Origin of the sequence: Olsenella sp. SW781 (assembly GCF_012027725.1) — a bacterium.
In the GTDB taxonomy this organism is placed as follows: domain Bacteria; phylum Actinomycetota; class Coriobacteriia; order Coriobacteriales; family Atopobiaceae; genus Thermophilibacter.
This window is the reverse complement of the sequence record NZ_SJOU01000010.1, coordinates 29,629-50,776: the sequence shown is the minus strand read 5'-3', so window position 1 is coordinate 50,776 and position 21,148 is coordinate 29,629. Positions and strand designations below refer to the sequence as shown.

Below are 21,148 nucleotides of genomic sequence, written 5' to 3'. Positions count from 1 at the left end.
CTTATATGCAGTCCGTTCGCCCTGTGAGCGATCTGAGGAACAAGTTCACGGAGATTTCCGAGGACGTGCACGAGAGCGGTCGCCCCGTTATTCTCACGCGCAACGGGCGTGGTGATATGGTCGTCATGAGCATGGAGTCCTTCGAGGAGCTGAGCTTCCACTCGGAAGTCCTTGCGGCGCTGCGCGATGCGGAGCGTGAGGCGGCGGTCACCGAGGAGCGTTTCTCGCTTGACGAGGTCCTTGCTGAGGCCCGCGCTGTCGTTGCGGGGTCCGTGGCCGTGGAGCCCGACCGTGTATAGGGTCGAAGTTCTTCCCTCCGCGCGTCGTGACGTGATTGATGCTGCGCGCTACATGTCGCAAACGCTCGGCAGCCCCCAGGCTGCTGGGCGGTTCCTCGACCAGTTCGAGGAGAGGGCCTCTTCGCTGCGCAAAATGCCGTACCGCAGGAGGGTCTACGCGCCGCTGCGGGAGCTGGTACATGAGTTCAGGGCCATCGGTGTGGGGAACTACCTGCTGTTCTACTGGGTCGAGGAGGAGCCCGAGCGCGTGGTGACTGTGGCGCGCGTCCTGTTTGCGGGCTCTGATTATGCAAGGAGTTTGGGCGCTGAGTGAGGGCGCCCTGAATTTGGGTGCAACATGGCGTTTATCGATGAGATATCGGCCCATTCTGGAGGAGCCCGCAAGAGGGGTAGAGGGGAGCCCATCGTGCCTCTCGTGCTCCTTGTGGCACTTCTCGTGCTGCGGGGAGGTTATGCGCCTGCTGTCTCATCGCTTGCTGCGCTCGCTTTGTGCGCTTTCGGGCTTTTCTCGCTGGTAGATGCTCGGCGGACAGGTACGAAAGCGTCGCTTCTAGTCATATTGCCCGCTGCCATTCCGTTGCTTTATCTGGTTTCTGCTTTATTTCACGGTGTCTCGTACTCTGGGCTTGAGGCTGGGGGCCGCTGGTCATTGTTCGCGGTTGGCATCATCCTATCGGCTACGATGGCGTCGACGCGGCGTCAGTGGCTGTTTCAGTCGGTGGCATGGATTGGTGTAGTATCCTCTGCTCTTGGGCTCGTTATGGCAGATTCGGCCTTCCAGTTTCTTGGCTGGTCGAATGCTGGCCGACTCCAGTCCCTTTTCCAGTACGCCAATACGGCCGGAATCTGGTTTTCCGTGGTCGCGGTGCTCTCGTGGTTCTCTGAGAGTTGCCTTCTCCGGCGGCTTGTCTACCTCCCTATCTCATGTCTTCTACTCACGCAGTCGGGGGGCTCGCTCGCTCTGTCCTCGATTGCACTTGTGCCCATGGCTGTTGTGGGCTTTCGGAAATGGGGGGCGAAGGCACTTATCTCGCTCGAGCTGCAGCTCTTCTGTGCCATCGTGATCTTCTTTGCCTGTGGGGCATCTTCGGTCCTCGGGGTGCTATTTGCCGGTGTCCTCGGTGTTGCGGCCTGTCTCCTTGGCCGTCGACACAATGCAGCCTCTCACAAGCCATCGGGGAATCATGCCCTTCTCGCAGTCCTCGTCGCAGTGCTGCTCGTTGTGCTCGGAGTTGTCCTCCTTATATTCCTGCTTGTCTCGGGGAGGTTCGTACAGGCTTCGCAGACGATGATTGAACGCATCGTACAGATTCTCGACGGATTAGGGCTCGTGGCTAGGAGCCCACTACTTGGTATAGGCCCCGATGGGTGGAGATATGCCTACCGGGAGGTCCAGTCGGTCCAGTACACGGCCAATGCAATCCATTGCGGGTATCTGCAAATCGTCTTGGATGCGGGCGTCATGCCACTGGTTGTGTTTATTGTGGTTGCTGGCTCGGCGCTGCGGGGCTTTTGCAGAGCCGCTCTCTTTTCGTCGGAGGGACAGCGGCCCTCTGGGGACAAGGTGGGAGACAGCTGGTGCGCATGGGGTCCATTCGTCTCCGTCGACTTGCTTCTTGCCCACGCCCTTATCGACATCGATTTTCAGTTCGGTCTTGTCCTCGTTCTTCTCGCCCTGCTTCTGGGCGAGGGGTTGAGCCATGTGCGGTTTGGGGAGGCTTTCGAGAGGCCTCTCGTCGCATCCTGCCTGTTCTTGGTTGCGCTGCTTGGGGCCGTTGCCTGCTGGGCGGGAGGGGCGAAGGCTTCGGCGCTTGCGAGGCTTGCTGAGATGGGGGACTCCCGCGCGATAAGCGCCGTTGCCACCGACCCTTTGGCCGCGGGAGACGTTGGGCTCCAGACGGAGATTCTCCGCGCCTACTGTGACCTCGGAGAGCCCGAGAGGGCAACCATATTTGCCGAACTCCACGAGCTGCCGAGGAGTGGTGAGCAGGCTCTTATCATCGGTCGGTGCTACTATGCCCTCGGCGACCGGGATGCTGCCGAGGGGGTCTTGCTTGGAGGGCTGGAGAGAGAACCCCTCTATATAGAGTTGTATGAGGCCGTGGCGCAGTTGTTCGACACTTATGGGGCCTCCGAGGACGCACTTGCGCGGTATAACGGAATCGCCGGATGGGCCGGCGGCCTCGGGGACGGGGGCCTGGCGCCCCTGCTCTCCAATCAGAGGGAGATACCCAGACTTCATTGACTTTTGTTATTGCCTTGCGGCTGTATTGTGCAATGAAGAAACATCTCGCCGACGTAGCGCGCCCGCTCGTGGATTCTGTTCAAAAAGAATAGAAATAATTGAATATCATTATCGCATTGGTTTGCCGGTCACCCGTGGGCCGGCCGAAGGGAAGGACGGTGCGATATGGGAGGTTTGAGATGTAGGGTGACCGGATTCCTCGCAGGAGTGGCTGCCTGTCTGGCATTGGTCCTGGCGGTGCCCTTGATTGCTGGCGCGGCGGGGCCGTTTGCCCTCTTCGGGGAATTCGTCTACGAGGACGTCTACGGAGTATTTGACGGGCATGCCCTCATGGCAAAGAAGATCGGAACGGTTACTGACTCCGTTGGTAAAGAGGTGCCTCTCGTCCAGCAGGACTTGGTGAGTGCCAACGGAGAGGTGATGTATTCAACGAGGTATGCCCGAGATAGTGCGACATATAGCGTCGTCTCGGGAAGCGACGAAGTTACCGAGTATCAATTTAGGACGGATAAGAACATCGTAGGCATTGGCATGACCGCTGGGTACATCGAGATGACCAATTCCGCCACTAACGATGTCGGGCTGATGTCCGCAGACGGGAAGATCGTGCTCAACGCCGAGTACGATGACATTGTCTTCAACGGGGACGAGTCGTGTATTGCCGCCTCAAAATATGACGGGAGCCTCTCGGAGGTGGTCATTCTTGAGGTTTCGACGCTCAAAACTCTGTTTACGCTTCAATATCCCGACTCTGAATACGCCGTTGCATCCTTTGTGGAGCGCGATGGTGGGGAGGTTCTCCGCGTATACGTGAGTGATAAGACGACGCACGAGAACGAGGGGCATCTATACGCAATTGCCGGCGACGGCACGTATGAAGAGTTGCCACAGGAGGTCGATGTCGCCTATGGAACCTCTTCGACGGGGGAGGAGTTTCTGGCATACGTTGATTCCTCCGGCAATCTGACAATTGAGTGCGGCGGAGAAAAGAGGGTGCAGGAAGGTCCTTTCAGAAGTTGCAGCATCGTCGGAGACTTTGTCAGGGCATATGTAGACGGTGCTGATACGGTCTATTTCTCGTGGCAAGGCGAGAGGACGTCCGTGTTTGACGGCTATCGCGTCAATGGGGTCTTTTCTGGCGGCTCTGGATACTTTTGCAGCGGCGCTGGAACGGGGACAAAGGTGATTCTTGGCTCCGATGGGTCTGTCATTTGCAGCCTCCCCACTAACCTTCTTTTCAATGAGTCGGTGGTTGCAAATCATGTTTATGGTTGGACTGATTCGAAGCTCATTGTCTTTAACCAGAGTGGCACGGAGGCTTGCAGCCTCGATTTCGGAGGAAAGCTACCCGGCAGTATCTCCTACGCTTGGATTGATCCGTGGGATGGTGGGTATGTTCTGAGCGCGTCGTGCTATGACGATGGCGACACTACGACCTATAGCGTCTATACGGACGATGAGTTCAAGCCAATTCGGCAGGGGGAGGGGCTTGCCGTCTACCCCGCCGCCGGTGATGCGACGCTCGTTGACGGCACGAGGCTATATGTCATGTACGAGGGTGAGACCTCTGAGAGCAGTGGGTACGCGAGTGTTGTTGACGTCAGCCTGACCCCCGTCTCAATAGGAGGGTATCAGCTTGCACTTCCGCTTGTTGTGGATGCGACGAGCGATGGGCCCTACGTTTACAATTCCATATGCCGCGCTGGCACTGACTGGTACTATGCTCGCAATCCTGAGGCGGGTAAGTTCGGCGCCGTTGACGCTGACGGTGAGGTTGCCATCCCGTTTGAGTACGACTCGATTGTGGACTGCGGTGACGAGGACAACGGCACGATGATTCTCGTTAGAAAGGGCGAAGTTTGGTCGTTCCTTGATACGGACCAAACTGTGGAGCCCGACCCCGAGCCCGCTCCCGATTCCGCCTCCGGCTCGATGTACCGCCTCTATAACCAGTGGACTGGCGAGCACTTCTACACCGCCAGCGCTGAGGAGCGCGACGGCCTGGTGGCCATGGGGTGGACCGATGAGGGCCTGGGCTGGGTGGCGCCGGCCTCCGGCGACCCGGTCTACCGCCTCTATAACCCCTACGTGGTCGGCGGCGACCACCACTACACGCCCTCCGAGGCTGAGCGCGACACGCTCGTTGCGGCCGGCTGGAAGTACGAGGGTGTGGGCTGGGTGTCCGCGCCGGCCGCGACCGGCACGCCCCTCTATAGGCAGTACAACCCCTACGCGACGACGGGCACGCATAACTACACGACCTCCAGGGAGGAGAGGGACCATCTCGTCTCCGTGGGCTGGAGGGACGAGGGCGTGGCCTGGTACGGCGTGTAGCATTGGGTTTCTCGCGGGGCCGGTCGCTCTGGCCGGTCCCGCGTGCTGCCCTCGTTACAAAATTGAAAGATCGCCTGTTTCGTGTCCTAGTGTTCCGTTAGGGCGCTCGTGCAAGGAGGAGTTATGCGAACGGTTCGACGACCATCTGCCCATCGAGCGTCATTCTTCGGAGTCTTTTTTGCGCTCCTCTTTGCTGCACTTTCTATCTGCTTGGCTCCTTGTCGGGCGATTGCCGCGGAGACTTCCGCCGATATGTACCGCCTCTACAACCAGTGGACCGGCGAGCACTTCTACACCGCGAGCGCCGAGGAGCGCGACGGGCTTATCGCCGTGGGCTGGACCGACGAGGGCCTGGGCTGGGTGGCGCCGAAGTCGGGCGACCCCGTCTACCGCCTCTACAACCCCTACGTGACGGGCGGCGACCACCACTACACGCTCTCCGCCGCCGAGCGCGACGGGCTCGTGGCGGCCGGCTGGGAGTACGAGGGCGTGGGCTGGATGTCCGCGCCCGCCTCGGCCGGAGTGCCGCTCTACCGCCAGTACAACCCCTACGCCACCACCGGCACGCACAACTACACGACGAGCAAGGCCGAGAACGACCACCTCGTCTCGCTCGGCTGGCGCGAGGAGGGCGTTGCTTGGTATGGGATCGATGTGAGCGAAGGGCCCGGTGGCGGAGCCTATGAGTACGAGCTCCAGGACGGCGTCAAGGAGATAGCGAGCTATCGCGGGGGAGACGACGGGGAGTTTGAGATTGTGGCGCGAGGCGAGGCACCGAAGGTCGGCGACAAGGTGGCCCTGCTGCCCACCGAGGAGAACCCGCTTGGTGGGGCGGGTACGGTCACGTCCGTATCCTACACCGCGCACGGCACGTCCTCAGTGAAGTTCGAGCAGGCGAGCGATCCCTCGGAGATATTCGAGAGTATAAGCATGAGCGACAGGGGCGTGGAGGTTGACTCTTCGACGATTATCATTACCGAAGGGCAGGCAAGCCCCAGTTCTCGCATCAGCGTCGACGACACCTGGAGGCCCGAGGAGGGGTCCATCGGGAAAGAGTTCGACATACCGCTCGATGACGACGGCAGCAGCTACGTCAGGGGCGGCATAAGCGTAAGCCCCGTGGTCGGCTACGACGTCGAGTGGACCCTCTTCGGGGGCCTCGAGCACTGCGAGGTGAGCGTTGGAGGGGACGTCGAGATAGGCGCAGAGGTCTGCGCGAGGGCCGAGGAGGATGTCAAGATTCTCGAGGTGAGCGCGCCGTTCTTCATGGGCTTCTCGATTGACATCCCCCTGTACCTGCACGTAGAGGCCGACGGCAGCATCTCGGTGAACGTGGCCTACGAGATGATGACCACCATGAGGCTCGTGGACGACGAGTGGGTGGTGGAGGATACGAGCGACCTTGACGCCGAGCTGAAGGCCGCAGTACATGTTCGTCTGGGTGCCAAGGTGGGCGCAGAGCTCAAGTTGCTGCAGATCCAGCTCGTGGACGCCGCCGTTGGCGCGGGCGTTGGTGGTTCTTTCGTGGCCACGACCCATGAGACCGGCCTCACCTGTGCAGATCTCTCTGCGTTTATGTACGTCAACGTCGAGGTGGGAACCGGTACGGACTACCTCATTGATTTGGGGTGGACGTTCAGCAAGGACGTCATTGACGAGAGCAACTCGCCGTTCAAGCTTCCCCCCACGCACCTTGAGAACGGCGTGCAGGTGTCCGAATGCACGTATGGGAAGGATCCGGGAGAAGAAGGCCCAACGTATGTGACGCGTGATGTGGTCCAAGATCGTACGGTTACCGCGTATCAAGGTAGCTATTCTTGGGAGGAGACGAGGGAATGGGCGTATCCGCAGTTCGCCCTATCCGACGGAGGTTCCACCGCTGTTCTCGACCAGCTGAACAGCAGTCTCAGGAGTAGTTTCGAGGCCCGTCTTGACAGCCAGATGTCAATGACGATGGAAGACGCCATGAGCGGTGCCGAGCAGATTCTCCACTGTTATGACACCACCGCCTCGATCGAGGGGCCTGTCGCGTGCGTGCGCCTCGATCGTGACCTCTTCTACGGAGGCGCGCATGGGACGAGGGTCGTCGGGGGTAAGTTCTACGATCTTGCAGCTGGCGAAGAGATGTCCACCTACGACGCCCTGGGCATGACAGAAGCGGAGATCAGGGATGCGGCGCGAGACGGGCTGCAAGCCTACTTCTCGGAGCACACAAATGTGTATGGCGTCGACTACGATGACGCGATCGACTACCTGTTCCTTGACGACATGATTGCCGTATATCGTACGGAAGACGCGGTCGTCGCATGCTTCGTGGAGGGTGTGCTGGGGCCCGTGGCTAACGGGGGTCAGGAGATCGTCATCAAGGCGCTGACCGACCGGGTTTCCGTCGGCGACGTTATCGGCGTGTATTGACGCCAGCTAGGTAATGCCATCGTTTATTCGTCATTTGTTAGTTCCTTGGGGGCCGCATGAGCAGGGGAAGAAACGTCTCACGGTGGGCGATAGTGGCGAGGGTCGGGATCGCTCTCTCGCTCGTGGCAGTTACGGTCCTCGCATGCCTCGGCTTCGCGACGGTGGGCCGTGCAGAGGAGGGCGCGGCGGTACCGAACGAAATCGAGGGTCCTCGCGTGACGCAAGTGGCCCTAGGATATCACCATTCTGCGGCCGTTACTGAGGACGGTTCTTTGTGGATATGGGGCAGCAATTGGTTTGGACAGATTGGTGATGGTACCACCGACGACTGTCTCAATCCGAAAAAAATCATGGACAACGTCGACCGAGTTTCTCTCGGATACGACCACTCGGCTGCATTAAAAAGTGATGGCACTCTCTGGATGTGGGGGGCTAACGGATACGGACAAATTGGAAATGGGACAACTACATCCTGCTATGAGCCGGTTATGGTCATGAGCGGTGTGTCAGATGTTTCTCTCGGAGACTGCTACTCAGCAGCCATCAAGGACGATGGCTCTTTATGGATGTGGGGTTGCAATAATACCGGGCAGCTCGGCGACGGCGCCACCGAGGACCGCCACGAGCCCGACAAGGTCATGGATGGCGTCAAGTCCGTCTCCCTGGGGTCCGGCCACTCTGCCGCCGTCAAGGAGGACGGCTCCCTCTGGACATGGGGCGATAATCATTGTGGAAAGCTCGGCAACCCAGAGATTAGTGAATTCGAAAACTGCAATGAGCCAATGATGATCCTGCAAGGGGTTACAAGCGTTTCTCTTGGAGGTGATCGGTCTGCGGCGATTCGAGAGGACGGGTCCCTTTTTGTTTGGGGGTCAAACTGGAATGGAAGGCTTGGGGACGGTACCACATCAGATCGGAGCCAACCAACTTGGATTATGAACGATGTCATTTCGGTATCTCTGGGCATCGACCATTCAGCGGCTGTCACTTCTGATGGCGTTCTTTGGGCATGGGGGGACAACGATTGGGGCGAGGTCGGGGATGGAACGCTAACAAGACGTCAATCGCCAACTAAAGTCATGGAGAATGTTCTCTCCGCCTCGATGGGGTGCGATCATTCAGCTGCATTGAAGACAGATGGCTCTCTCTGGATGTGGGGAGAGAACATTTCTGGCAAGCTCGGCGACGGCACCACGGTGAGCTCCACTGTGCCCATTATGGTCCCCGGCTTCGGTGGCGCGGCCACCCCCGGAGAGGTGACCCACTACTACGGTGCCACCCAGACCGTCGGGGACGTCAGGGAGGACATCCGGGAGGACGCTGAGGAGTTCGTCACCGCTATGGACGACTACCTCGACGCCGTCCAAGACGCAGCGGAGCAGGACGAGCGGCGTCTGCTCGCCGCTTCAAAAAAGAAGAGCAAGGCGCAGATGCTCCGCGAGGGCGACGAGGTGGCCCCGGCCTCGGAGAAGATCGTTGAGATGCCCGCAGGCACGCCGGACGCCGCGATGGACGCCGTGTACGCCGCCCTTGCCGAGTACCTCGACGAGTACGTTGACGAGGCAGAGGACCTCGGAGATATCGACATGTCTGGCGGACTCATCGAGGTCAGCGCGGACATAGTGAACGAGATCAGGAACCACGTCGACCTCGATGACTTTACGTACGAGCATGGGGACTACACCGTCACCTTCAAGATCACCGGTTTCTTTGGGGCTGAGTTCGGGTCGGTCAGGGTTTACGGCAACGGTACGGACAAGACCGGGGTTATCGTTGCGAGCCCCGAGGACACCGCCAGGGTGCTCCAGAGGTACCTGGAACGCCTCTCCGACTGGACTGAGGACGCCCTCTACGAGGCGATGCACTCGCTCGCTGCGGAGTTCGCGAGCGTCACGGGCATAGCGGACTTCACCAAGGGCGAGATGACGGATCTTCTCGAGGACAGGGTCGAGTTCCTCCAGGGCAGGGGATTCGGGGACCTGCTCACCTTCTGCAAGCTCGCGCGGGACGGATATGACATCGTGAGGCCACTTCTCGCCGATGACGAGGCGGACTTCTTCGACGCCCTCGAGGACTCGTTTGGGATCTATAACAAGATCAAGGACCTCGACTACTCCGACGAGGCAGTGAAGGACGAGACCGTGCGCGAGGCGATGCTTCACCTGGAGGCGACGCGCAACAGGCTTGAGTTCTCGCTCTATGACTACCTCTACAACACGGACGAGGGCAAGGACACCCATAGCGAGTGGGACGACTTCTGGGCGTGGGTCTTCGAATGCCCGGTCGACGTGGAGGTGCGCGACGCGTCCGGAAACCTCCTCGGCAGCGTCGTGGGCAATAAGGTCACGACTACGGGGGACATCGAGATCCAGCTGGAGGGGGACGTGAAGCGCGTGGTCGCCCCCGCGGGGCTTGACGTCACAGTCACCGCGACCGCGACCGATGACGGTGCCATGACGTGCGTGGTCGAGCAGTACTCGGGAGGCGCGCCCGTCGGCAGGGCGGTGTACCGGGACGTTCCGCTTGCGACGGGGAGGACCTTCTCGCTGGGCGTCCCCGACGGGACATTCGACGGCTCCTCCATGGACGACCTCAGCTCGGATGACGGGACGACGGTCCCCGGTCGGTTCTACTCGGCTCAGGACTCGTCCGCGTGCGCGACCGTCGCCGCGCAGGCCGTCGGCGGCGGTATGGTGACGGGGTCGGGGGCCTACCCCGTGGGCGACCCCGTGACGCTCTCCGCCGTTCCCGAGGTTGACAACGAGGAGTTTGTTGGGTGGTACGTGGGTGACGAGCTCGTATGCGCTGCGAACACCTACCGGTTCCCCGCCCTTGAGGACGTGACGGTGGAGGCGCGCTTCGAGACCGTTCGGGAGGTCGACGGCTCGGTGAACGTCACCATGGCAGACGCGTACGATCGGGCGGTCGCCGTTGCCTATCACGCAGACGGCGGATTGCATGACCTCGAGATTAGCGTTGCCGGCTACGACGACCTAGACGGCCAGACGATGACCGTGAGATCCTACGATGAGAATGGCTCGCTGATATCGTCGCGTATGGTTGAGGTTGAGTGGGCGTGTCCCTGGAGGTTCGAGCTTCGGTCGCTCGACCTGGGGGCTTACAGGACCGAGGTCCTCACCGAGGGCGGCGCGCTCGTTCTCACCGTTGGGGCAAAGCCGGGCAGCGCAGATCCTGCCGCGAACACCGCCGACATGTACCGTCTCTACAACAGCTACACCGGCGAGCACTTCTACACCGCGAGCGCCGAGGAGCGCGACGGGCTTATCGCCGTCGGCTGGACCGACGAGGGCCTGGGCTGGACTGCCCCGGCTTCGGGCGACCCCGTCTACCGCCTCTACAACCCCTACGTGACCGGGGGCGACCACCACTACACGCTCTCGGCGGCCGAGCGCGACGGGCTCGTCGAGGCCGGCTGGGAGTACGAGGGCGTGGGCTGGATGTCCGCCGACGCCTCGACCGGCGTCCCGCTCTACCGGCAGTACAACCCCTACGCGGCGACGGGAACGCACAACTACACCACCTCCAAGGCCGAGAACGACCACCTCGTCTCCGTGGGCTGGCGCGAGGAGGGCGTGGGCTGGTACGGGGTGTAGATGGAACTCGAAGTCGATGTGAATGTGACTGGCGGTTGCTATCATTTTTTTGATAGCAACCGCCAGAGAGAAGTCGGCATGCAGTCCGTTCGCCCGGCGAGTGATCCGAGGAACAAGTTCGCGGGGATCTCCGAGGACGTGCGCGAGAGTGGCCGCTCCGTCGTCCTCACGCGTAGCGGCCACGGTGACATGGTGGTCATGAGCATCGAGTCCTTTGAGGAGCTGAGCTTCCACTCGGAGGTCCTCGCTGCGCTGCGCGACGCGGAGCGGGAGGCGGCGGTCACAGAGGAGCGCTTCTCGCCTGACGAAGTCCTTGCCGAGGCCCGCGCTGCCGTTGCGTCGTCCGTGGCCGTGGGGCCCGACCGCGTATAGGATCGAAACTCTTCCTTTTGTGCGCCGCGACGTGATCGATGCGTCGCGCTACATGTCGCAGACGCTCGGTAGCCCCCAGGTTGCCGAGCGATTCTTCGACCAGTTCGAGGAGGGGGCCTCTTCGCTGCGCAAAATGCCGTACCGCAGGAGGGCCTACGTTCCGTTGCGGGAGCTGGGACATGAGTTCAGGGCAATCGATGTGGGGAACTACCTGCTGTTCTACTGGGTCGAGGAGGAGCCCGAGCGCGTGGTGACCGTGGCGCGCGTCCTGTTCGCGGGCTCTGACCACGCGGGGAGGCTGGGGGCCGTGTAGGGAAGGGGCGCCGCCCTCCCCGAAACGATTCGCATTGCCGAGACTCGCTCGTTGCCGTGGACTGGTGTTACGAGGGCGTGGGCTGGCGCTCCTACGCGACGAATGGGGTGCCGCTCTATCGTAAGTACAACCCCTATGCCCAGACCGAAACCCACAACTACACGACGAGCCTCGCGGAGAACGACGACCTTGTTTCGGTGGGGTGGCGTGCGGAAGGGGTGCAGCTGTCTCAGTGGCGTTTGTCGAGAGAACAGCGGGCTCTCGCCGACTGAGCCTTGCAGATTGATGCGAAAAACCTGAAAACTTATGGAGCATCGCGTCAGAACCTGCGCCGTTCTATGGGGGTCTCATGGGCAAGAAGAGAAGCGTCTCAAGGCGGACAATCGTGGCGAGGGCCGGAGCCGCGTTCTTGCTCGTGGTCGTAGCGGTTTTCGCGTGCCTCGGCTTCGCGACGGTGGTCCGGGCCGAGGAGAGTGTGGTCCCGCACGAGATCGAGGGGCAGCGAGTGACGCAGGTGGAGCTGGGGGGAAATTGCTCTGCTGCTATCACCGAGGACGGCTCCCTCTGGACGTGGGGTTTTAACGGATATGGTGAGCTCGGTGACGGCACCACCGAGGACCGGGTTACGCCTGTCAAGGTCATGGACGGCGTCGTCTCCGTATCCCTGGGGAACGGCCACTCCGCCGCCGTCAAGGAGGACGGCTCCCTCTGGGCGTGGGGGAGCAACTGGTGCGGCCAGCTCGGCGACGGCACAACCGAGGACCGCCGCGAGCCCGTCAGGGTGATGGACGGCGTTGTCGTTGCATTCGTGAATGAATCAGTAGGCGGTGACTGCTCTGCCGCTATCACGGAGGACGGCTCCCTCTGGGCGTGGGGGAGCAACTGGTGCGGCCAGCTCGGCGACGGCACAACCGAGGACCGCCACGAGCCCGTCAAGGTCATGGACGGCGTCGTCTCCGTATCCCTGGGGGACGGCCACTCCGCCGCCGTCAAGGAGGACGGCTCCCTCTGGACATGGGGGCGCAACTATAACGGCCAGCTCGGCGACGGTACCACCGAGGACCGGGTTACGCCTGTCAAGGTCATGGACGGCGTCGTCTCCGTATCCCTCGGCGGGGACGGCCACTCCGCCGCCGTCAAGGAGGACGGCTCGCTCTGGACGTGGGGCGAGAACGGGATCGGCCAGCTCGGGGACGGCACAACCGAGGACCGCCACGAGCCCGTCAGGGTGATGGGCGGCGTCGCGTCCGTTTCCCTGGGATACTCTCACTCCGCTGCAATCACAGTGGACGGCTCCCTCTGGGCGTGGGGGTGGAACCTCCGTGGCCAGCTCGGCGACGGCACCACCGAGGAGCGCCACGAGCCCGTGAGGGTGATGGGCGCCGTCGTTTCCGTCTCGCTGGGGAGCACTCACTCCGCCGCCGTCAAGGAGGACGGCTCCCTCTGGTCATGGGGGAGCAACTACCTCGGCCAGCTCGGCGACGGCACCACCGAGGACCGCCACGAGCCCGTGAGGGTCGTCGTGGGCGACGGCTCGTCCGGGAGTTCCGACCCTGATCCCGAGCCCGCGCCAAGTGGGGAAGTCACCGTTGAGAGCAAGCCGGAGGACACCGAGGAAACCGACTTCAAGCTCGAGGGCGGCCTCGAGCTCACGGTGCCGAGGGACGTCCCGCTCCTCGGCGGCACGGACGTGTCTCTCGACTACGGTATGGTGCCGGTGGAGTTCAGGCGCGAAGGTAACCAGTGGCGCATCGGCATCGGCGTTGATGACATGGACGAGCTGATTGACGGCGGTGGATGGACAACTTTCAAGAAGTTCGTGGAGACCCAGAACAGAAACATTGCGAAAGGGCTTCGAGGCCTTGACCTCGCCGTGGCATATAACGCGACGGTTCTCAGTGGGGCTGTCGAGCCCAAAATGAGTATCTGGGGTTTTGCCGAGGGTACGATTGTAGAGGATGGTATCCAGATCAGCCGAGGGAAGATTTCTGTCGGCATGCATGCGACCGGCAAATGGGAGTGGCAAACTGTCGTGGTGGTGCCGGTTGTGATTACTTTTTCCGCGGATGTCGGTGTTGACTCGACGAGTAAAGTTGGCGTCGACCTAGACGAGGCGAGTGTTTACGTCGACAGTACAATTGAGATGACGCTGCCCGACTTTATGCTCACCGGTGGTATTGGAGTTGCCTATGTTGCTGACGTTAGCGTCTACGGTTCGGCCTCCAACATAGTCACATTGGAGCGAGGTCTCAGAGGTAATCGTTCTGCTACCCTCTCCGGCGAGCTGGGCGCACGGGCACGTTTTCTCTGCTTTGAGTACGAGAAGGCCCTCCTGGACGGCGACTGGAAGTACTACGACAGCGCAAGAAGGGGTCGCTCGGCCGTGGGTGGCGCCGGGGCGGCCGGCTCCTCCGGCGGCTGGTTCGGGGTCGAGCGAGACATCGCGGGAGCCTGGACCAGCGGCCGGGCGACGTCTCGCTCGCTGGCGCCGTCCGGCGGGGCGTCCTCTCCCGGCGGCTCCCTCCTGCAGCTGCAGCCCAACGTCTACGACGGCGCCGAGCCGCGGATGCTCGAGACCGAGTCGGGGGTGCGGGCGATCGTCTACACCCTCGACCAGGAGGGCATGCCCGACGCCCACAGCACGACGCCGTACGTCTCCGTCTACGACGAGGCCGCGGGGACGTGGCGGGAGCCCGTGCCCCTGCTCGGGGAGGGCGCCGTCGGCTACGACGCCTCGTGCTGCGTGGTCGGCGACACTGTGTGGGTTGCCCAGGTCGAGCCGGGCGCGCCGCTCACGGACGCCCAGCTCGCCCTGCCCGTAGAGGAGCAGCTCGGGATCGTTGCCTCGGGGTCGAGCGTGGTCCTCAGGGCTGCTGAGGTCTCCGCGGACGGCTCCGTCGTGCCCGTGGGAGAGCCCGTGGTCCTCTCCGGCCCTGGCGCCGGCGGCCTCATGCCCTCGGTCGAGGCGTGCGAGCTCGCTGACGGCTCCGAGGGGCTCGTCGTGGCGTGGGTGGAGAACCCTGCCTGCGACCCGCTCGGGATGTCTGGTGAGAATACCGTCCGCTCGGTGGCCTATGCGGCCGACGGCGGCTCCCTTGCTGAGCGCGCCTCGAGCTCGACGGGCCGCGACGTTCCGGTGACGGAGGTCGCGGCCGGCTCCCTCGGCGGCTCCGTCGCCGTTGCCTTCGTCGAGGACGCGGATGGCGACCTCTCCACGACGTCCGACAGGACGCTGCGGGCGCTCGACGCCGGGAGCGGCGACGCCCTCGGCCTCACGGGCTCCGGCGCGTCCGGCCTGCGGTTCGCGCGGATTGGCGCCGACGACTGCCTCGCGTGGTACGACGCCGCCGCGGGCTCCGTCCTCTACGGCGCAAGCGCCGACGCGGGGTCCGGCGAGGTTCTCGCGTCCGGCGACTCGATCTCCGCGGACTTCTCGATTGTGGGGGGCGGGGAGGGCCAGCTCCTCCTCACCTGCGAGGCGAGGGACGAGGAGGGCGGCTCCGACCTCGTCGCGAGGCGCCTCGACCCGGGCGGCTCCGGTGGCGTTACGGCGAGCGGGCCCGTGACTCTCACCGAGGAGCCCGGCTACGTGTCCGACGCTACCGGCCTGTCCGACGGCGACGGCTGGGACGTCGTCCTGCTTCGCTCCGACGTCACGATCGGCGGGGAGGGCGCCGCCCCCGACGGCGAGGGCCAGGTATCCCAGGTCGCCAACCTCTGCGTCCTCGACGTGGACGAGGCGGCCTCCCCCGAGGTGACCTCCGCCGAGCTCAGCCTGTACGGCGGCGAGGGCGGCGACGTCCCGACGGTGAGGGTCGAGGTCAAAAACGACGGCCTCTCCGCCACGAGCGCCGGCACGGTGTCGGTCTCGCTGGGCGGGGGCCAGGTCGCCTCGCTCGACGTCCCCGCGATGGGCGCGGGCGAGTCGCGCACGCTCGATGTCCCCGCCCCCTCGATTGTCGGAGGGGTGGCTGCCGGCGACGAGGCGCGCGTGTCCCTCGGCGTGGCGGGCTCCGCGACCTCCTCGGCGACTGTCGAGGCCGGCCTCGTCGACCTCGTTCTCGAGGCCGAGGGGGGACCCGACGGGGTTAGCTACGAGGTTGGCAACGACGGCACGGCCCCCTCGCGCGCGATCCTCGAGGTCCGCGAGGGCGATGTGTCGGGGACCCTTCTTTCCACAATTGACCTGGGCACGGTCGTCCCGGGTGCCGCCGTGTCTGGCTCCCTTGGCGCCGACGAGGTGGTGTCCTGGGGCGCCGGGAGCGTCTGCCTCGTCGCGGCACCCGCCGACGTTGAAGACGCCTGCGAGAGCGACAACTCCGTGTTCGTCTACGCGAGCGACGAGGGTGCTCTCGGCGCGCCGCTTGAGCGCGTTAGGGTCTCGCTGCCCGACGCGAGCTTCGAGGCGGGGGAGCCCCTCGACCTCTCCGGGATGGAGGTGACGGCCGTCCTCGAGGACGGCACCGAGGTCGCGTCGTCCTCCTACGAGACGAACGCAAGCGAGATCGACACCTCCACGCCGGGGGAGGCGGAGCTCGTCGTCACCTGCCGCTATGCCGAGCGCACGGCGACCGTTGCCGTGCCCATCGAGATCGTTGGCGAGCCCGATCCGGAGCCCGATCCCGTCCCATCGACGCGGGACATGTACCGCCTCTACAACCGGTGGACCGGCGAGCACTTCTACACCGCCTCGGCCGAGGAGCGCGACGGGCTTATCGCCGTGGGCTGGACGGACGAGGGCCTGGGCTGGGTGGCCCCCACGTCGGGCGACCCCGTCTACCGCCTCTACAACCCCTACGTCACCGGCGGCGACCACCACTACACGCTCTCCTGGGACGAGGTCGAGACCCTGCGGGAGGCCGGCTGGGAGTACGAGGGCGTGGGCTGGATGTCCGCGCCGGCCTCGACCGGCGTGCCGCTCTACCGCCAGTACAACCCCTACGCGAAGACCGGCACGCACAACTACACCACCTCCAGGGACGAGAACGACCACCTCGTCTCGGTGGGCTGGCGCGAGGAGGGCGTGGGCTGGTACGGGGTGTAGCCTAGCCGAGGTCCCAAAACAAGGAATCAGGGGGGCGACCCGATCAATCGGTTCGCCCCCCTGCCGCGGCGAGCGCGTATCGTATCGTCCAAGCTGGCGGCTTCTGTCATTAACGACGGCGAGAATCTACATAGGCGGTTAACCTTACGGACCCGTTTACCGACAAAAGGAGCCGAATGGGAGTGGGGGGGTTGCGCTTCTCGGGACGTTGTTTGAAGTTGATGCTAGGTCATGTTCTTCAGGCACTATTGGGGGGTCATATGTACGCTAGCTCACTTAATTTGAAAAGAATTTCGACGGCAAAGCCATTGCTCGCGATTCTGATTACGGCTCTTGTTTGTCTTTCCAGCCTCGCCTTTGTCTCAACAGCTCGTGCGAGCGAAGGTTCCGTCACGAGTTCAACGGAGATTAACGGGCTGCGGGTAGTGGAAGTAGAATTAGGCCACCAGCATTCGGCTGCCATCACCGAGGACGGTTCCCTCTGGATGTGGGGCAGAAACTACGAGGGCCAGCTCGGCGATGGCACATGGGATGACAGCCTCAAGCCCGTGAAGGTCATGGACGATGTTGTTTCCGTCTCTCTTGGTGCCTACCACTCTGCGGCAATCACAGAGGACGGGACCCTCTGGGCGTGGGGACAAAACGATTACGGCGAGCTCGGCATTGAGAGCAAGTATGGGTCCGGTGAGCCCAAGAAGGTCATGGAGGGCGTCACCTTCGTCTCCCTGAACGGATACTCCTCCGCTGCCATCAAGGACGATGGCACCCTCTGGGTATGGGGCGTCGACTGTAGCGAAAACATTGATAGTGCACAGATGAATTACCACTCCAATCCCGTCCAGATCATGGAAGACGCGAGCTTTGTGTCCATCGGCTCGAATCACTGTGCCGCGATTAAGGATGATGGCAGCCTATGGACTTGGGGGGACAATCTCCGTGGGCAGCTCGGCGACAACACTACCGTGAGTCACTCTCAGCCCGTCAAGGTGAGGGACGGCGTGAAGTCGGTCTCCACTGGTGGTGATTACACCGCCTTTATCACCAATGACGGGGCGCTCTGGGTTTGTGGAGGCAACGGATACGGTCAGCTCGGTAACGGGACCGGGGAGGATAGTGCAACTCCAATAAAGGTTATGGACAACGTGAAGTCCGTCTCTCTGGGGGATTGCACCTCTGTGGTGCTTAAGTCTGATGGGTCGCTCTGGACGTGGGGCTACAATCTCCATGGGGAGCTCGGAGACGGAACCTCAGCGGATTATCGGGATGAGCCCGCGCGCATCATGGACAACGTGACGGAGATCTTCGTCGGCAACTATGACGCTGCCGCCTTTACCGAGGATGGGTCCCTTTGGGCATGGGGATGGAACTCGTGCGGCGAGCTCGGCGATGGCACTACGGCAGACCGCTCTGTCCCCGTGAGGATTCTCGCGGCGAGTTCCTCTGGTGATGCAACTGGGCGCACTTCGATGTACCGTCTGTACAACAGCTACACCGGCGAGCACTTCTACACCGCGAGCGCGGCCGAGCGCGACGGGCTTATCGCCGTCGGCTGGACCGACGAGGGCCTGGGCTGGGTGGCCCCGACGTCGGGCGACCCCGTCTACCGCCTCTACAACCCCTACGTCACCGGCGGCGACCACCACTACACCCCCTCCATCGAGGAGCGCGACTCGCTCGTGGCGGCCGGCTGGCGCTACGAGGGCGTGGGCTGGATGTCCGCGCCGGCCTCGACCGGCGTGCCGCTCTATAGGCAGTACAACCCCTACGCGACGACCGGCACACACAACTACACGACGAGCAAGGCCGAGAACGACACCCTCGTCGAGGCCGGCTGGCGCTACGAGGGCGTGGCCTGGTACGGCATTGGGTAGGGGTTCGGATCGCACGCTGTTACGTTTGAGGCTGGCGGTTGCCATCTAAAACACGACGTTGCGCATTGCACGACACATACGCTCGGCAGTCTCTGCACTGCCGAGCGTTTTCTTAACAAGTTCGAGATGACAAATGACTCCGTTTGCGGGAGTGACTCACGCGCGAGGAGCGCGAAGCAATATCATGAGTAGAGCCTGAGCTGAACGATGCCTTAATGCATAGAGAGGGGAAGGGTCATGAGGAAAGGGACGATGTCCGTTGCCCTTGCACTGGCAGCGACGCTGGTGGCGGTCCTCGCGCCCACGACGGCGTTTGCGGCGGCGCGCGGCGTGGACATGTACCGCCTGTACAACCGCTACACCGGCGAGCACTTCTACACCGCCTCGGTAACCGAGCGCGAGAACCTTCGCAATGTCGGCTGGATGTACGAGGGTGTGGGCTGGGTGGCCCCGGCCTCCGGCGATCCCGTCTACCGCCTCTACAACCCCTACGTGACCGGCGGGGACCATCACTACACCCTCTCTCCCCAAGAGCGCGACACGCTCGTCGCGGCAGGCTGGCGCTACGAGGGCGTGGCATGGGCGTCTGGCGGCGCGGTGGAGGTCTATCGCCAGTACAACCCCTTTGCCCAGACGGGGACCCACAACTACACAACCAACATGGCCGAGAATGACAGCCTCGTTGCAGTTGGTTGGCGCGAGGAGGGCGTCGCCTGGCGTGGTGTGAGCGAGGGTCGCGGGGTAAGCAACGAGGAGTTCGCGGAGCGGGCCCGCGTGCAGTTGCGCGTGCCGGACCTGCCGTCGATCACCTACAAGATCTACGACCCCTGGTATTGGGAGGGCGCCGGGATCATGGTCAGAGACATCTACTTCTACCAGGATGGCGAGGTGTGCGCCTTCGCCAGTTGCCTGTCCGATGGCTCCCTGGCGAGAAACATTTGGATGTATACCAAGCCATAGGACTCCTGAGGAGGCGATGAACATGAGGCGGCGCACAGGCATTCTGGCTGCAGCAGCCATCTTCGGCGTCTCTCTTCTGACGGTTCTGAGCCCTTCGACGGCGCTCGCGACCGAGAGCGTCACCATGTGGCGCCTCTACAACCGGTGGACCGGCGAGCACTTCTACACCGCGAGCGCGACCGAGCGCGACGGCCTGATCGCCGTGGGATGGACCGACGAGGGCAAGGGCTGGACGGCCCCGACGTCGGGCGACCCCGTCTACCGCCTCTACAACCCCTACGTGACCGGCGGCGACCACCACTACACGCTCTCGGCTGTCGAGTGCGACTCGCTGGTGGCGCAGGGCTGGCGCGAGGAGGGCGTGGGCTGGTACTCTGCTCCGGCAAAGATCGGCGTGCCGCTCTACCGGCAGTACAACCCCTACGCGACCACGGGTACCCACAACTACACGACGAGCTCTCAGGAGAACGACCACCTCGTCTCGGTCGGCTGGCGCGAGGAAGGCGTGGGCTGGTACGGCATCTCGGATAAGATTGCCGGCAAGCGCGTGGTCGACGTCGACCAGGGCATCTACCAAACCGCAGCCATCACCGAGGGTGGAGAGCTCTGGGTGTGGGGGTTCAACGGCCACGGTTCCGTTGGCGACGGCACTCTGACGGATCGGCACGAGCCCGTGAGGGTCATGGGCGACGTCGCCTCGGTCTCTGTTGGGTTTGACAGCGTTGCGGCGCTCAAGGAGGACGGCTCCCTCTGGACGTGGGGGTTGAGCCAGTTTGGCGAGCTCGGCGACGGCACCCACCATGATTACCGGGCCACTCCCGTCAAGGTGCTCGACAACGTCGTTTCCGTTTCCTATGGAGACTCTCACGCCGCTGCGATAACCGAGGATGGCTCCCTCTGGACGTGGGGGAGCGCGGATAGCGGTGCGCTCGGCTACAAGGTGGACGCGGACCAGACCGTGCCCCGTCGAGCCTCCGGCATAACGGATGCCGTCTCAGCATTTACGGGAAGCAATTCAACTGCGGTCATCACGTCTGACGGATCCCTCTGGATGTGCGGCCAGGTTGGACCACGCGCCAATGGCGCGGAGAGCCGTCGGGAGGAGTTCACGAGGATTCTGACGGACGTGGCCTCCGTCTCTCTGGGCGGCTACGATCATTTCGCCGCAACCAAGACGGATGGGTCCTTGTGGATGTGGGGCGGCAACGACCACGGACAGGTTGGCAACGGGACAGCGGACGACCAGACCACCCCAGTGAATGTGCTCAACAACGTGGCGTCCGTCTCTCTTGGATCCTTCTCCAGCGCTGCGGTGACGAAGGACGGTGGCCTCTTCGTCTGGGGCAGCAACAGCGATGGACAGATTGGCGGCACGCAGGAGTATTTTGTCTGGCCCACGCAGCTTATGAGCGGTGTCAGCGCCGTCTTCCTTGAGACGAGCGGATACGAGAGCCTTGCCCTGAAGCGCGACAGATCGCTTTGGGCTTGGGGCGGGACTCCAGCGGCGTCCTCGCCCGCGAAGGTACTCGACGGCGTCACGTCCTTCTCGAGCACCGGTGCCATAACCGCCGACGGCTCGCTCTGGATGTGGGGCGAGAACCGCTATGGTCAGGTTGGTGACGGCTCGACGACGAGTCGCCCTGCTCCCGTGAGGGTGGCGGGTCCGTAGGCGACGATCGTC

Annotated in this window: 12 protein-coding genes and 1 pseudogene; all 13 read left to right on the top strand. The window is 63.0% G+C overall.

The genetic code is table 11. The annotated features are described in order from the left end of the window. The first annotated feature begins 5 nt into the window (after nucleotides 1-5). Nucleotides 6-299 (top strand): type II toxin-antitoxin system Phd/YefM family antitoxin, encoded by a 294-nt coding sequence (locus E0L17_RS07145; RefSeq protein WP_167930568.1) that lies wholly within the window; start codon nucleotides 6-8, stop codon nucleotides 297-299. Continuing rightward, a complete protein-coding gene (locus E0L17_RS07140) occupies nucleotides 292-612 on the top strand; it encodes a type II toxin-antitoxin system RelE/ParE family toxin (protein WP_167930567.1) in 321 nt (106 codons plus the stop codon). Before E0L17_RS07145 ends, E0L17_RS07140 begins: the two co-directional genes overlap by 8 nt. Before the next feature lie 447 nt (nucleotides 613-1,059). Then, a complete protein-coding gene (locus E0L17_RS07135) occupies nucleotides 1,060-2,544 on the top strand; it encodes an O-antigen ligase family protein (RefSeq protein WP_167930566.1) in 1,485 nt (494 codons plus the stop codon). Nucleotides 2,545-2,709: 165 nt separating this feature from the next. After that, on the top strand, nucleotides 2,710-4,878 hold the full coding sequence (locus tag E0L17_RS07130; protein ID WP_167930565.1) for a WG repeat-containing protein: 2,169 nt from the start codon (nucleotides 2,710-2,712) through the stop codon (nucleotides 4,876-4,878). Between the two features lie 210 nt (nucleotides 4,879-5,088). Continuing rightward, nucleotides 5,089-7,293 (top strand): hypothetical protein, encoded by a 2,205-nt coding sequence (locus E0L17_RS10955; protein WP_206109056.1) that lies wholly within the window; start codon nucleotides 5,089-5,091, stop codon nucleotides 7,291-7,293. 56 nt (nucleotides 7,294-7,349) lie between these two features. Further along, complete coding sequence (locus tag E0L17_RS07120; protein ID WP_167930564.1) at nucleotides 7,350-10,907, top strand: RCC1 domain-containing protein; 3,558 nt, start codon at nucleotides 7,350-7,352, stop codon at nucleotides 10,905-10,907. 78 nt (nucleotides 10,908-10,985) lie between these two features. Continuing rightward, entirely contained in the window at nucleotides 10,986-11,279 is a 294-nt protein-coding gene (locus tag E0L17_RS07115) for a type II toxin-antitoxin system prevent-host-death family antitoxin (RefSeq protein ID WP_167930563.1), read from the top strand. Nucleotides 11,280-11,310: 31 nt separating this feature from the next. Continuing rightward, nucleotides 11,311-11,592, top strand: a complete 282-nt coding sequence (locus E0L17_RS07110) for a type II toxin-antitoxin system RelE/ParE family toxin (protein ID WP_167930562.1) — start codon at nucleotides 11,311-11,313, stop codon at nucleotides 11,590-11,592. A gap of 44 nt (nucleotides 11,593-11,636) precedes the next feature. Next, a pseudogene (locus tag E0L17_RS11270) lies at nucleotides 11,637-11,864 on the top strand (hypothetical protein); the annotation flags it as partial. A gap of 77 nt (nucleotides 11,865-11,941) precedes the next feature. Further along, nucleotides 11,942-16,636, top strand: coding sequence for an RCC1 domain-containing protein (locus E0L17_RS07105; RefSeq protein ID WP_167930561.1), 4,695 nt, complete (start codon nucleotides 11,942-11,944; stop codon nucleotides 16,634-16,636). Between the two features lie 425 nt (nucleotides 16,637-17,061). Beyond that, nucleotides 17,062-18,507, top strand: a complete 1,446-nt coding sequence (locus E0L17_RS07100; RefSeq protein ID WP_167930560.1) for an RCC1 domain-containing protein — start codon at nucleotides 17,062-17,064, stop codon at nucleotides 18,505-18,507. A gap of 237 nt (nucleotides 18,508-18,744) precedes the next feature. Beyond that, nucleotides 18,745-19,467, top strand: coding sequence for a hypothetical protein (locus E0L17_RS10950; protein ID WP_206109055.1), 723 nt, complete (start codon nucleotides 18,745-18,747; stop codon nucleotides 19,465-19,467). A gap of 22 nt (nucleotides 19,468-19,489) precedes the next feature. Next, nucleotides 19,490-21,136 carry an RCC1 domain-containing protein gene (locus E0L17_RS07090; RefSeq protein WP_167930559.1) on the top strand — a complete coding sequence of 549 codons (1,647 nt, stop codon included), beginning with the start codon at nucleotides 19,490-19,492 and terminating at the stop codon, nucleotides 21,134-21,136. Nucleotides 21,137-21,148: the final 12 nt, after the last annotated feature.

What these genes read in the sequence shown, in the direction of transcription:
- E0L17_RS07090 (WP_167930559.1), top strand. Translation starts at nt 19,490, where the DNA reads ATGAGGCGGCGCACAGGCATTCTGGCTGCAGCAGCCATCTTCGGCGTC.
- E0L17_RS07115 (WP_167930563.1), top strand. Translation starts at nt 10,986, where the DNA reads ATGCAGTCCGTTCGCCCGGCGAGTGATCCGAGGAACAAGTTCGCGGGG.
- E0L17_RS07135 (WP_167930566.1), top strand. Translation starts at nt 1,060, where the DNA reads ATGGCAGATTCGGCCTTCCAGTTTCTTGGCTGGTCGAATGCTGGCCGA.
- E0L17_RS07105 (WP_167930561.1), top strand. Translation starts at nt 11,942, where the DNA reads ATGGGCAAGAAGAGAAGCGTCTCAAGGCGGACAATCGTGGCGAGGGCC.
- E0L17_RS07130 (WP_167930565.1), top strand. Translation starts at nt 2,710, where the DNA reads ATGGGAGGTTTGAGATGTAGGGTGACCGGATTCCTCGCAGGAGTGGCT.
- E0L17_RS07145 (WP_167930568.1), top strand. Translation starts at nt 6, where the DNA reads ATGCAGTCCGTTCGCCCTGTGAGCGATCTGAGGAACAAGTTCACGGAG.
- E0L17_RS07120 (WP_167930564.1), top strand. Translation starts at nt 7,350, where the DNA reads ATGAGCAGGGGAAGAAACGTCTCACGGTGGGCGATAGTGGCGAGGGTC.
- E0L17_RS10950 (WP_206109055.1), top strand. Translation starts at nt 18,745, where the DNA reads ATGAGGAAAGGGACGATGTCCGTTGCCCTTGCACTGGCAGCGACGCTG.